The following is a 12,417-nucleotide window of genomic DNA, read 5'->3' on the forward strand; positions in this document are numbered from 1 at the left end:
CCCTACTTATTTCAAGAAACCACTCATAAGTCCATTCATCTTCTTATATCGTACCGGTTTCCACCTTTTCCGGCTCTCTGTGACGCATCTAAAAAGATTACTACTCTCATTCATAGATTTAATTATCATTTCCAAAAAAACGCAAAAAGGGCCCTCATCCAAAGGACGAGGAACCCGTGGTACCACCTTAATTAGCTAAATTAGCTCACTTTACGGCATTAACATGCCTATCTCCATTAACGATGAGATAATCGCCAAAGCCTACTCCGTTCATCCGTTTCGGTTTGGGGCTCGGAAGTCCATTCGCTTAAATTCGTTCACCAGTTTTCAGCAACCACTGGCTCTCTGCAGAACATCATTAAGGTACTCTTCTTCGTCACTGCCTTTATCTTTTTCTTGTTTATTATGTTAAAACAATCTTTTCAGTAAGTCAATGGAGTTTTCTAAAAATTATATTTTTAATTTTTCATTTTTATCCATTCTCCGTCATCGATTCCTTTTGCCTTCTTTATAACAAGATAGGCTGAATAGGTGCTGACTGACTCGAACTCATCCGTATACTTTTTTTCATCCGCCTTACCGGGGACTATTTCCTTGAACCTTCGGTAAGCCTTCATGAATTCTTCCTTTTGTATTTTATTTTCATAAGCCTTTTCTACCGCTTCAAAGAATTTAATCACATCTACGATTTCGTCGGTAGACCAATCAAGATCCATTGGATATTGATAATCCATACCCTAAACACGCTCCTTCTGGATAGTTTTTCATGTTGTCCGGCAGACCATTAATATCAGTCTGCCCATTTTGAACGAATTGCTTCCGCCTGGTCGATAATCCGGCTGAATAGTTCAGCAGTCGATGGTACATCATGTATCAGCCCCATCACTTGTCCAGCCCAGGCAAAGCCTTCAGCCTCAATACCGTCATGGATATAACGCTGGTTCGCTTTTCCACTTATGTAACCCTTCAATTGTTCATATCCGCCGTTTTCTTTTTCTATTTCAAGGATCTTATCGGTCCAGCTGTTAGCAATTACCCTTGCTGGTGCACCAATGGACCGCTTGATGATAACGGTATCATTTTCCGTGCCGGAAACCAAGGCATTTTTATATAATTCATGTGCATGAACACATTCCTTGACTGCTATGAATCTTGTCCCCATCTCGATTCCTTCTGCACCAAGTGCCATTGCTGCCATCAAACCGCGTCCATCGCCAAAACCACCCGAGGCGATGACTGGAATTTTAACGGAGTCCACAACTTGAGGAATTAACACAGAAGTTCCAATATCATCACGGCCTAAATGTCCTCCTCCCTCCTGACCAACCACCATCACTGCATCTGCCCCAAGCTGTTCAGCCTTCATTGCCTGCCTTCTTGCAGCAACAAGCACGAGTTTTTTAACCTGGGTGCCATTGACGTAATCAAGAAATGGGCCAGGATTGCCGCCGGTTACGGAAACAGCTGCTATATCCTCTTTCAAGGCTGCTTCCAACATATGTTCATAAGGCCTTCCATGCTGACCGATTGCAAAGTTCACACCAAATGGTTTATCCGTCAATGATTTCGTTTTTCTAATTTCATCTACCAATTGCTCTGGGTTGTCCAAGGACATGGCCGTTACCTGCCCTAGCCCCCCTGCATTCGATACTGCCGCAGCCAGGTCTGCATATGCCAAATGAGCCAATCCCCCTTGTACGATTGGGTATTGAATGCCTAATAAATCGGTCACACGCGTTTTCCACTTCAAACTCCTCATCTCCCTTTTCATTCTGGTCGTTTGTTTATTTAGCTGAATGATCATTAGCTTCATTATGGCAAATATTGTTTACCCGTTCAATTTTTAAACTCGCACATACAAATTAATAAAAGAAGAATTCTAAAGTAAATCCAGTAAATACTAGGAAAATGGACATTTATAAACTGCAGATAATTTTATTGAGCCCTTAACAACAAAGTCATATATAAATTGATTAAGCCAGGACATTAAAGTCACTCTAGGCATTTATTATAAGACGTGCTATAATTCATATGTTTTATGTCTATCCACAAGCTTACAAACCATTTGAATGGAATCGGAGAAACATACGATCGTTAATAGAAAGGGAGTATATGCTCCCAAATATTTCGTACCTATTTTATTGAAAAGGGGCCACAAAGAATTGTCACAGAATGAAACACCCTTATACACTGCCTTATTGCAGCATGCAAAAAGAAATCCCGTTCAATTTCATATTCCAGGTCATAAAAAAGGAAAAGGAATGGACGCAGATTTCCGTAATTTCATTGGAGAAAATGCATTGTCCATAGATTTAATCAATATCGCTCCACTCGATGATCTCCATCAGCCAAAAGGGATCATTAAACAAGCTCAGGATCTTGCCGCTGAAGCTTTTGGGGCAGATCACACCTTCTTTTCCGTTCAAGGAACAAGTGGAGCAATCATGACGATGGTCATGACAGTATGCGGACCTGGGGACAAAATCATCGTTCCAAGGAATGTACATAAATCCGTAATGTCTGCCATTGTATTTTCTGGAGCCGTTCCCATTTTCATCACTCCTGAAATAGACAAAGATTTGGGCATATCACACGGTATCACCGTCGAGGCCGTTGAAAAAACTTTAAGCGAACATAGCGATGCAAAAGGATTGCTTGTCATCAACCCCACTTATTTCGGCATTTCGGCTGATTTGCAGAAAATAGTGGAAGTGGCTCATTCCCACCAAATCCCAGTACTCGTAGATGAAGCGCATGGTGTCCATATTCACTTCCACGAAGACTTGCCGATGTCAGCCATGCAAGCTGGAGCAGATATGGCTGCAACCAGTGTTCATAAACTGGGAGGTTCACTGACGGGAAGTTCCATATTAAATGTTAAGACTGGATTGGTTTCCGCAAATCGTGTTCAAGCCATATTGAGCATGCTCACAACCACCTCAACCTCCTATATCCTTCTGGCTTCACTGGATACGGCTAGAAGACAACTTGCGACGGTAGGAAGGAAAATGGTCGATGAAGCGATCAATCTCGCAGGGTATATCCGTGAGGCCGTTAATGAGATTCCTTATCTATACTGTGTTGGCAGCGAAATTCTCGAGAGTAAGGCAGCATATAGTTATGATCCGACTAAATTGATCATATCCATTAAGGAATTGAATATCACCGGATACGACGTTGAGAAATGGCTTCGTGAAAAGCATAATATCGAAGTGGAACTTTCTGACTTGTACAATATCCTTTGCCTGATAACACCTGGAGACTCAAAAACAGAAGCGGATCTGCTGATCGCTGCACTTAGAGACTTATCGGATGAGTTTAAGGAAATGGCTGCTGAACATGAAAAAATTGAAGTCCTGCTTCCTGATACACCACCACTGGCTTTATCACCCAGGGAGGCATTTTATGCAGAAACCGAAGTGGTGCCCATTGAGGAATCGGTCGGCAAAATCAGCGCTGAATTCATCATGGTTTACCCGCCTGGAATCCCGATCTTCATTCCAGGTGAATTGATTACAGAAGATAATATCAATTACATCCAGAAAAACATCGAGGCCGGCCTTCCTGTTCAAGGCCCAGAAGACCCAGAAATAAAATATTTACGCATTATTAAGAATTGATCGATTCCATCAAACCAGGGCAGAGTACTGCTCTGGTTTTTTTGAACCTTTTATTATTAAGCACTGGCTTCTATAAAAAGGGTGCTCCAGGTTACAATCCTGAAACACCCTTAAATTCTATTAATCTTGAAAACCTTTTTTCGATTTATTTTTCAGAGGCAGCTGTATCACAGCTTTGGCAGTTGTGATTATGTGTATATAGTACACTTACTTTTTCATCTTCAAAATGTTCAATCGTGCTATTGCAAGTTTGACATACGATAGTTCCCATTTTTACAACCCCTTCCCCTATATTGTATGCATCAATGACGTAATGTAACCGCTTTACATGAATTATAATATAACACATTTATAATTTCAAGCTAAAAAGTATAACATATATACTTTTTCCCATTTAATGAAACCTCATGTTGGATTAAATCGATTTCAATCGTTCGTTAGACATATTCTTTTTATTAATACACGAGATTTTTTTATAAACGAAGGGCCCCCTGTAGCTGCTTTTACATATTTCATCACACGCCTTGCTTCAGCATAGCAAGGTGAAAAAGGAATTTCACCTTTTCATTTACATATAGATAAGTATATAATACATCCATAAAATGTTAATATATTCTTACATTCTATCTATTTAAGGGGGATCCACATGACTGAAAATGCCTATATCAAACTTGTTCCTGAGTCCGCGAAAGGGACTGTAACCATCGAAGACGTGAAAGAATTACTGAACTATTATCGAATGATCACAGCGAAAACCGGAAAGCAGATGGATTGGGACTACGATAAGAAGGCATTTCCTTATGAAATGAAAGAACCGGAAAGAATGAAAGATAAGGCAATATACCTCCAATCCAAAGAAGATCGATATCACATGATATTGATAGGCGTCGACCAAGAGGTCGTTAAGGATGAAGATGGATCTGAGCGGATTCAATCCTATATCCAATTCACGCTCCCTGAAACAGCCACTTTCGGTGATAAGGGAAAAGCAAATGAATTGTGCAAGTTCCTTGCAAAGAAATTACGGGCACAGCTTCACCTCTTCAATAAACGGGTGATGTATTATTATCCAAGGAAATAAAAAAAACCTGCAGATGCCGAAATTGGCTCATGCAGGCGTTTCAATTAATTTTGGACCAAGGATCTCATAACCTTTCTTTTGAAAACCTTTCACGATATCCTCTATCGCTTCACTCGTCCAGTTCCGGTCATGCATCAGTAAGTTCGCGCCATTTCCTAAATAAGGGCTGTTCAACATGATTTCCGTTAAAGCTTTTTTATCCTGATACTCTTTTTCCCAGTCATATCCGTATGTCCAGTTCATGACCAACATTTTTTCTTTCTCAGCGACTTTTTTTGAATGCTCGGTATTCGATCCAAATGGCGCCCTGAAGTACTTAGGGCGTACCCCTGTAATGCCCTCAACCAAATTGTTCAATTTTATGATTTCCCGCTCCTGTTCCTTTTCGGTCAACTCTTTTAAATTCACATGGGAATAAGTATGATTGCCGATAGAAAAACCCATTTCATGAATTTCTTTTAACATCGCTTTATTTTTATCATTTTCAAGAAAGTGACCGTTCACGAAAAATATTGCAGGTACTTTAAGTCGCTTCAGGGTTTGGGCGATTGCCAGGGAATATTTATCAGGTGCATCATCAAATGTTAACAACACAACTTTCGGATTTGCATCCCCAATGGGTTTAAATGACCAATTCTCTTTATCCACCCGATATTTTGCCTTTACATTCCTTTCGCCAATTGTTTTTGACGTTTCTTTTTTCAACTCTTTCTCTTGATCGCTTTCATCTTGGATCGTTGTTGCCGTTTCAACACTTTTTTGATTCTCATTTTCAGTTTGACCGGAACTCGGATCATTACAAGCCATCAACAAAAATGATACAAATGTAAATATTGCTACTACTCTGTTAATCATGACTCCTCCGTGGTTGCTTGTGTCATTGCGGCTTACTTAAAAATTCAATAAACGGGTACCAGCGTTTCTAAAAGGATTTGTAAAATCCCGTAACATAATAGACTTATCACGGTAACAAGCATGGTTCGTCTATTGGATTTTAAAATCATCTTTCCAATATAGATGGCTAAATAGGAAAAGACCAGAAACATGAATACTTTAAAAACGAATCGATCGTTAACAGACAGCCATTCAACTAATGTATACCCGCTCCAAACGATTAGTTGAAAGAGGATTACCAGATAGTTTTTCAAGTGATCCACCTCATTTTAATATGAATATATCAGCCATGATCTTTTAATTGGCAAAAAATATTCGTATAGCAAATCGCTCATCTTATTTTTTATCCTCTATTAACTTTTTCAAACCCTTTCAAGGAAAAAAGTAAGAAGTCCTTTTTATAGCTTATGCCCTTTTTGTCCTTTTCATTTAACAAGTGTGAAGAAAATCCTTCATTTTTGTATATCAAATCAATACAAAAAAAAGCGTACTGCATTAGCAGTACGCTTTTATAAAACAATTATTTAATGATGTGAATAGGAGTTCCAAGGGCAACTTCAGCAGCTTCCATTGTGATTTCCCCTAAAGTTGGATGTGCATGGATTGTCATTGCAATATCTTCGGCAGTCATTCCTGCTTCGATAGCCAAACCAAGTTCTGCAATCATATCAGAAGCGTTTGGTCCTGCAATTTGTGCTCCAATAACCAATCCGTCTTCTTTGCGAGTGATAAGCTTCACAAATCCGTCCGTATTATTTAAGGAAAGAGCACGTCCATTTGCAGCGAATGGGAATTTGGAAGCAAGCGCTTCGATTCCAGCTTCCTTCGCTTCTTTTTCATTGTAACCGACAGAAGCAAGTTCCGGTTCAGAGAATACAACAGCCGGAATAGCAAGATAGTCGATTTCAGATGAATGTCCTGCAATGGCTTCAGCTGCAATTTTACCTTCATAAGAAGCTTTATGAGCCAACTGAGGTCCAGAAACGATATCACCGATTGCGTAAATGTTTTTCACGCTTGTACGGCATTGTTTATCCGTTTCGATCAAACCACGGTCAGTCATTTTGATTCCGACTTGTTCCAGGCCGATTTCTGCAGTATTTGGACGACGTCCAACTGTTACTAAAACGTAATCGGCTTCAACTTTTTTCTCTTCGCCTTTTACTTCATAAGTAACTGTAACGCCTGTTTCAGTTTCTTCCACGCCTTTAGCATTAGCTTTAGTTACAATTTCAGCACCTTTGTTTTTAAGGTTACGCTTAACAAGTGCTGCCATTTGTTTTTCAAAGCCTGCAGAAAGGATTTCCTCCGTACCTTCAAGGATGGTCACTTTAGTGCCAAAGCTAGCGAATGCTCCGCCTAGCTCAGTTCCAATGTAACCTCCGCCGATTACAACGATCGAACTTGGAACTTCTTCCAAAGCAAGAGCGCCAGTTGAATTAAGTACACGTTTCGTATATTTAAATGACGGAATCTCGATTGGCGATGAACCAGTGGCGATGATTGCGTTTTTAAATGTATATGTTTGGGCTGAGTCTTCATTCATAACACGGATGCTGTTTTCATCAACGAAATAAGCTTCGCCAGTTACAACATCAACATTATTACCTTTTAACAGGCTGCTTACACCGCCTGTTAATTTTTTTACAACAGAACCTTTCCAAGCTTGTACTTTAGAAAAATCAACAGTAACCTTTTCTGCAAAGATACCCATATCTTCTGAATGCTGAGCTTCATGGAAACGGTGTCCAGCCGAAATCAAAGCTTTCGATGGGATACAGCCTACATTCAAACAAACTCCGCCGATTGTTCCTTTTTCAACGACCGTTACTTTCTGTCCAAGCTGCGCTGCGCGAATTGCGGCAACATATCCCCCTGGGCCTGAACCGATTACTAAAGTATCTGTTTCGATTGGAAAATCTCCTACTACCATTGTTTACGCCTCCATTAACAATAATTCTGGGTCGTTCAATAACTTTTTGATATGATTCAATGCATGTTGAGCTGTTGCTCCATCAATCATGCGGTGATCAAAGCTCAGTGATAATGCCAGAACTGGAGCGGCGATAATTTCCCCGTCGCGTACAATTGCTTTTTCGGCAATGCGTCCAATCCCTAGAATGGCAACTTCTGGATGATTGATTACAGGTGTGAACCATTGACCGCCTGCGGAACCGATATTCGTAATGGAGCAAGAAGCACCTTTCATTTCGTTAGGAGCCAATTTGCCGTCACGGGCTTTTGTCGCTAATTCGTTAATTTCTTGTGAAATAGCAAAAGTTGATTTACGATCTGCATCTTTTACAACTGGAACGAGCAGTCCTTTATCTGTGTCTGCCGCAATTCCGATATTGTAATAGTGTTTATGGATAATCTCACTAGCTTCATCATCAAATGATGTGTTAAGCATAGGGAATTCACGTAATGCACTTGTTAACGCTTTAACAACATAAGGTAGGAATGTAAGCTTGATTCCTTTTTCTGCAGCAATTTCCTTGAATTTCTTACGGTGAGCAACCAATAGCGTCACATCGACTTCATCCATTAATGTTACATGCGGAGCTGTCTGCTTGGATTTAACCATTGCTTTTGCGATCGCTTTTCTCATACCGCTCATTTTCTCGCGAGTTTCAGGATATTGCCCTTCTGGAATTGAAACTTTTTGTTTTTCGGTTGTTTCCGTATCATTTTGTTGTGAAGCTTCACTTTGAGCTGCTGGTTGCTGTGGAGCTGTTTTGCCGTTTTTGAAAGCATCTATGTCTTCTTTCATGATGCGGCCGTTATCCCCAGAACCAGAGATCTCGCGAATGTTTACCCCTTGTTCGCGTGCATATTTCCTGACAGAAGGCATGGCGATAATACGTCGTGAAGGATCTGCCTCAACCTGTGGTTGTGCTCCTGCGCCCGTTACTCCGCTATTTTCTTGAACCGGAGCAGCCTCTTTCTTGACTTCCTGTCCAGCTTCAGCAGTTGCTTGAACCTGGGCCTCCGTATTCTTCTCGCCTTCTGCCTTCGCTTCTTCTCCATGATCCCCTTTAAACTGAAGATTTTCATAACCTGGAGCATCGAATGTTACAAGTACATCGCCAACAACGGCAACCGTTCCTTCTTGTACAAGGATTTCTTCAACGGTACCTTCCACCGGTGATGGGATTTCAACGACGGCCTTATCGTTTTGAACCTCGCAAAGCACGTCATCCTCTTGAATCTTATCTCCTGGTTTTACAAACCATTTCACTATTTCACCTTCGTGTATACCTTCTCCGATATCAGGGAGTCTAAATTGGAATGCCACTGAGTTCAACCTCCTATATTAAATCATACTTAGTGCTTTGAATAAAGTCCTTTATCTTGCATTACCGTTAATGCAAAACTACTTTCCCAAGCAGGACATTCATTCCATTACTTAAGATTGTTAAAACTTCAAGACTTTAGTCGCCGTTTCAATAATGTCTTTATAATTAGGGAGCCATACTGTTTCAGCTTGTGAAAACGGGAATACTGTATCAGCTGCCGCCACTCGCAGTACTGGAGCATCCAAGCTCAAAATGGCACGTTCGTTAATTTCCGCTACAACATTCGCTGCTATACCAGCTTGCTTTTGTGCTTCTTGAACAACGATAGCGCGTCCTGTTTTTTCTACAGAAGCAATGATTGTATCGATATCCAATGGAGATACAGTACGTAAGTCGACCACTTCGACGGAATGACCATCCTTAGCCAATTCCTCAGCTGCCTTGATGGATTCCTGCACCATCGCACCATACGTAATAATGGATAAATCCGTTCCTTCTCTTTTCACATCCGCTTTTCCTAATGGAATTGTATATTCTTCTTCAGGAACTTCCTGACGGAAAGAGCGGTACAATTTCATGTGCTCAAGGAAAATGACAGGGTCATTATCACGAATCGCAGAAATCAATAAGCCTTTTGCATCGTAAGGAGTGGAAGGGATAACTACTTTTAACCCTGGTTGCTGAGCCATTAAACCTTCTAAGCTATCAGCATGCATTTCCGGTGTATGCACTCCTCCTCCAAAAGGTGAGCGAATTGTAACAGGTGCACTGTAACGTCCGCCTGAACGGTAGCGCATACGAGCAAGCTGACCGCTTACGGAATCCATTACTTCATATACAAATCCGAAGAATTGAATTTCAGGAACAGGACGGAAACCTTGTAAAGAAAGACCGACCGCTAATCCACCGATTCCAGATTCAGCAAGAGGTGTATCGAATACACGATCTTCACCGAATTCTTTTTGAAGATTTTCCGTTGCACGGAAAACCCCTCCATTAAGACCAACATCTTCCCCAAAAACGAGTACATTCTCGTCATTTTTAAGTTCTGTACGTAATGCTTCTGTAATTGCTTGAATCATCGTCAATTGAGCCATGGCTTACTTCGACTCCTTCTCTTTATAAATTTCATATTGTTCTTTTAAGTTATAAGGCATTTCTTCATACATGATTTCAATTAGGTCTGTAACCTTTTGTTTAGGTTCTGCATCAGCCAATTTGATTGCTTCTTTAATATCGTCTTTTGCTTTTTCTATCGTTTCGTTTTCTAATTCTTCATTCCAAAGCTTTTTGTTTTCCAAGAACTTGCGGAAACGAACCAATGGATCTTTCAGTTCCCACTCGTTATCCATTTCGGAAGTACGGTAACGTGTCGGGTCATCCCCAGCCATCGTATGCGGACCATAACGGTAAGTTAATGTTTCAATCAATGTAGGGCCTTCACCATTGATTGCACGTTCACGTGCTTCTTTAACGGCTGTATAAACGGCCAACGCATCCATACCATCAACCTGGATTCCAGGAATACCTGCAGCCACACCCTTTTGAGCCAATGTTTTAGCTGCTGATTGCAAATCAACCGGTGTCGAGATTGCGAAACGGTTATTTTGCACGATGAAAATAGCTGGCGCTTTAAATGCACCTGCAAAGTTAATTCCCTCATAGAAGTCACCTTGTGAGGTTCCACCGTCACCCGTATATGTAACGGCAACAGCTTTTTTCCCGCGTTTCTTCAACCCAAGAGCCACTCCGGCAGCTTGGATATATTGAGCGCCGATAATGATTTGAGGGGAAATGACATTGACGTCTTCAGGAATTTGATTTCCTTTAAAATGTCCCCGGGAGAATAAGAATGCTTGCCAAAGCGGCAGACCATGCCAAACGATTTGCGGAACATCACGGTAACCAGGCAGAATGAAATCTTCTTTTTCCAAAGCATACTGGGAAGCGATTTGAGAAGCTTCTTGACCGGCAGTCGGTGCATAGAAACCTAATCTGCCTTGGCGGTTCAGTGATATGGAACGTTGATCCAAGATACGTGTATAAACCATACGACGCATTAATTCTTGCAATTGTTCATCACTTAATTCAGGCATAGCCGCTTCATTAACGACTTTTCCCTCTTCATTTAAAATTTGAAAAGTTTCAAATTGTTCTTCTACTTTTTTAAGCTGATCTTGAACATTAATTTTAGCTTGCTTAGTTTTTTGAGCCATTTGGCACCTCATCCTTTCATTAAAAAGGTTTGCTATTATTATTCTATAAAGCAAAAAAAGTTTGCTTTTTAGTTTCTTCCACAATGCATTCTTTTATTTTCCCCTTAAGACCAATCCCTCAAACGTGGATATGCTTAATATGTCTCAATCTTATTCTGTACCATAAAAAAAATCAAGGAAAATGATACAAGAATTTTTATAGATTAAGTTTACAAGATGAATTAACATCAAGTCAATCACTTGGAGTTCCTTATAATTTTGATTTAATACAATTTCCAGCACTCACACTTCTTCTCTGTATTAGTTTTCACTTTACAACTGTACTATTAAAATTCACGTCTTTATCGATTTAAGGTTGGCGAAGGATAACATTTCAATTCCCCCGCATATCCCATCGATTCCAAAACCGCTTTAACTAAAGGCATTTGAGGCATCGGAATAATATTCCAAAAAAATATTCAAACGCTTTCATATAACGCTGCTGTTAGATTTTTAATTATCGATTTTTTTTAGTACAGGTATAAAAGCTCACATCAATCCGGTTACACAAAAAAAGATCATTCTAGAAATTTTCAGTCCATAATCGGACTGGATGGAATAAAATATGGGCTGTGATTGAGGATCACAGCCCATCATTATTTATATTATTTTGTTGAATCAGCCATTTCTATGCCGGAACTATCATAAAAACTTTCTTTTTTTTGATTTGATTTTTCCGTTAATGCATTAAATTTCTCATTCGCTTTCAAAACTTTTGTATAAGAAGTATTGATTTTCTCGATTTGCACTTGTAATTCATCCATTTTCAAATCCTCTTTTTTAAACAGTTCATATAATTCACGATCATAAGCCAGACTTTGTTGATAGGCATCATATAAATTATCGTAGGTGCTATAGCGCTCACTCATGACCTTTTTCATTTCAGTCGCTTCTTTTTTTATCTTTTCATCATCTATTTTCCCGATTTGTTCGTCAATCTGATTGAATTGTTCTTTTGAGGATTGCATACTGCTTTGTTCTTTTTCAATTATTTCTTCCCTTTGGTCGATATTCTTGGTTGCTTCATCTGATAGCTCGACGATCTGTTCATAATCATCCAATCCAAGTTTAATGATTTTCTCATATTTTTCTTTTTCTTTTTTCTCCAAATCATTAAGAGGCTCTTGATTCTCGGTGAAATCACTTTCCTTTTCTGCAGTTTTCTCTAGGATTTTGTGGATTCTTTCTTCCGGCGAACCATTGAAACAACCAGTCAAGACCACTAAAGCAAGAAGTAAAATAACATATGGGCCAAAACGATTCAAAATAGA

At 39.9% G+C, this 12,417-nt stretch carries 12 protein-coding genes and 2 other annotated features (1 of these 14 only partly in view); of the genes, 2 read left to right on the forward strand and 10 right to left on the reverse strand.

The window, feature by feature from the left end:
* Positions 1-123, reverse strand: a binding site (T-box leader); it reaches 114 nt to the left of the window's first position.
* A gap of 35 nt (positions 124-158) precedes the next feature.
* Positions 159-389 (reverse strand) — a binding site (T-box leader).
* A 69-nt stretch (positions 390-458) separates the two neighbouring features.
* Together ACYP5M_RS22080 and ACYP5M_RS22085 are read right to left on the reverse strand one after the other, a co-directional pair.
* Positions 459-734, reverse strand: coding sequence for a UPF0223 family protein (locus tag ACYP5M_RS22080; RefSeq protein ID WP_063596342.1), 276 nt, complete (start codon positions 732-734; stop codon positions 459-461).
* A gap of 56 nt (positions 735-790) precedes the next feature.
* On the reverse strand, positions 791-1,750 hold the full coding sequence (locus tag ACYP5M_RS22085) for an NAD(P)H-dependent flavin oxidoreductase (protein WP_452445086.1): 960 nt from the start codon (positions 1,748-1,750) through the stop codon (positions 791-793).
* Positions 1,751-2,162: 412 nt separating this feature from the next.
* On the opposite strand from ACYP5M_RS22085, the gene ACYP5M_RS22090 reads away from it, so the two are divergent.
* Positions 2,163-3,620, forward strand: a complete 1,458-nt coding sequence (locus tag ACYP5M_RS22090; protein WP_434169016.1) for an aminotransferase class I/II-fold pyridoxal phosphate-dependent enzyme — start codon at positions 2,163-2,165, stop codon at positions 3,618-3,620.
* Between the two features lie 145 nt (positions 3,621-3,765).
* On the opposite strand, the gene ACYP5M_RS22095 is transcribed toward ACYP5M_RS22090, so the two are convergent.
* The gene (locus ACYP5M_RS22095) at positions 3,766-3,891 is read right to left on the reverse strand and encodes a GapA-binding peptide SR1P (protein WP_072272684.1); all 126 of its coding nucleotides are present in this window, start codon (positions 3,889-3,891) and stop codon (positions 3,766-3,768) included.
* Between the two features lie 375 nt (positions 3,892-4,266).
* Between ACYP5M_RS22095 and ACYP5M_RS22100 the strand changes: the two genes are divergently transcribed.
* Positions 4,267-4,701 (forward strand): DUF1885 family protein, encoded by a 435-nt coding sequence (locus tag ACYP5M_RS22100; RefSeq protein WP_459735524.1) that lies wholly within the window; start codon positions 4,267-4,269, stop codon positions 4,699-4,701.
* Between the two features lie 27 nt (positions 4,702-4,728).
* Here the strand turns inward: ACYP5M_RS22100 and ACYP5M_RS22105 are convergent, their stop codons facing one another.
* The 7 genes from ACYP5M_RS22105 to ACYP5M_RS22135 all read right to left on the reverse strand — a co-directional run bounded on the left by ACYP5M_RS22105 (position 4,729) and on the right by ACYP5M_RS22135 (position 12,411).
* Positions 4,729-5,556 (reverse strand): polysaccharide deacetylase family protein, encoded by an 828-nt coding sequence (locus ACYP5M_RS22105; protein WP_459735526.1) that lies wholly within the window; start codon positions 5,554-5,556, stop codon positions 4,729-4,731.
* Between the two features lie 44 nt (positions 5,557-5,600).
* Complete coding sequence (locus ACYP5M_RS22110; RefSeq protein ID WP_306804763.1) at positions 5,601-5,858, reverse strand: hypothetical protein; 258 nt, start codon at positions 5,856-5,858, stop codon at positions 5,601-5,603.
* A 257-nt stretch (positions 5,859-6,115) separates the two neighbouring features.
* Complete coding sequence (gene lpdA, locus ACYP5M_RS22115; protein WP_101224536.1) at positions 6,116-7,528, reverse strand: dihydrolipoyl dehydrogenase; 1,413 nt, start codon at positions 7,526-7,528, stop codon at positions 6,116-6,118.
* Between the two features lie 3 nt (positions 7,529-7,531).
* Entirely contained in the window at positions 7,532-8,890 is a 1,359-nt protein-coding gene (locus tag ACYP5M_RS22120) for a dihydrolipoamide acetyltransferase family protein (RefSeq protein ID WP_101224535.1), read from the reverse strand.
* A gap of 120 nt (positions 8,891-9,010) precedes the next feature.
* On the reverse strand, positions 9,011-9,988 hold the full coding sequence (locus ACYP5M_RS22125) for an alpha-ketoacid dehydrogenase subunit beta (RefSeq protein ID WP_034314063.1): 978 nt from the start codon (positions 9,986-9,988) through the stop codon (positions 9,011-9,013).
* A gap of 3 nt (positions 9,989-9,991) precedes the next feature.
* Positions 9,992-11,107 carry a pyruvate dehydrogenase (acetyl-transferring) E1 component subunit alpha gene (pdhA, locus tag ACYP5M_RS22130; protein ID WP_434169015.1) on the reverse strand — a complete coding sequence of 372 codons (1,116 nt, stop codon included), beginning with the start codon at positions 11,105-11,107 and terminating at the stop codon, positions 9,992-9,994.
* Positions 11,108-11,751: 644 nt separating this feature from the next.
* Positions 11,752-12,411: a YkyA family protein gene (locus tag ACYP5M_RS22135; RefSeq protein WP_434169014.1), complete on the reverse strand. Its 660-nt coding sequence runs from the start codon at positions 12,409-12,411 to the stop codon at positions 11,752-11,754.
* Positions 12,412-12,417: the final 6 nt, after the last annotated feature.

Source organism: Peribacillus sp. N1 (assembly GCF_054600815.1).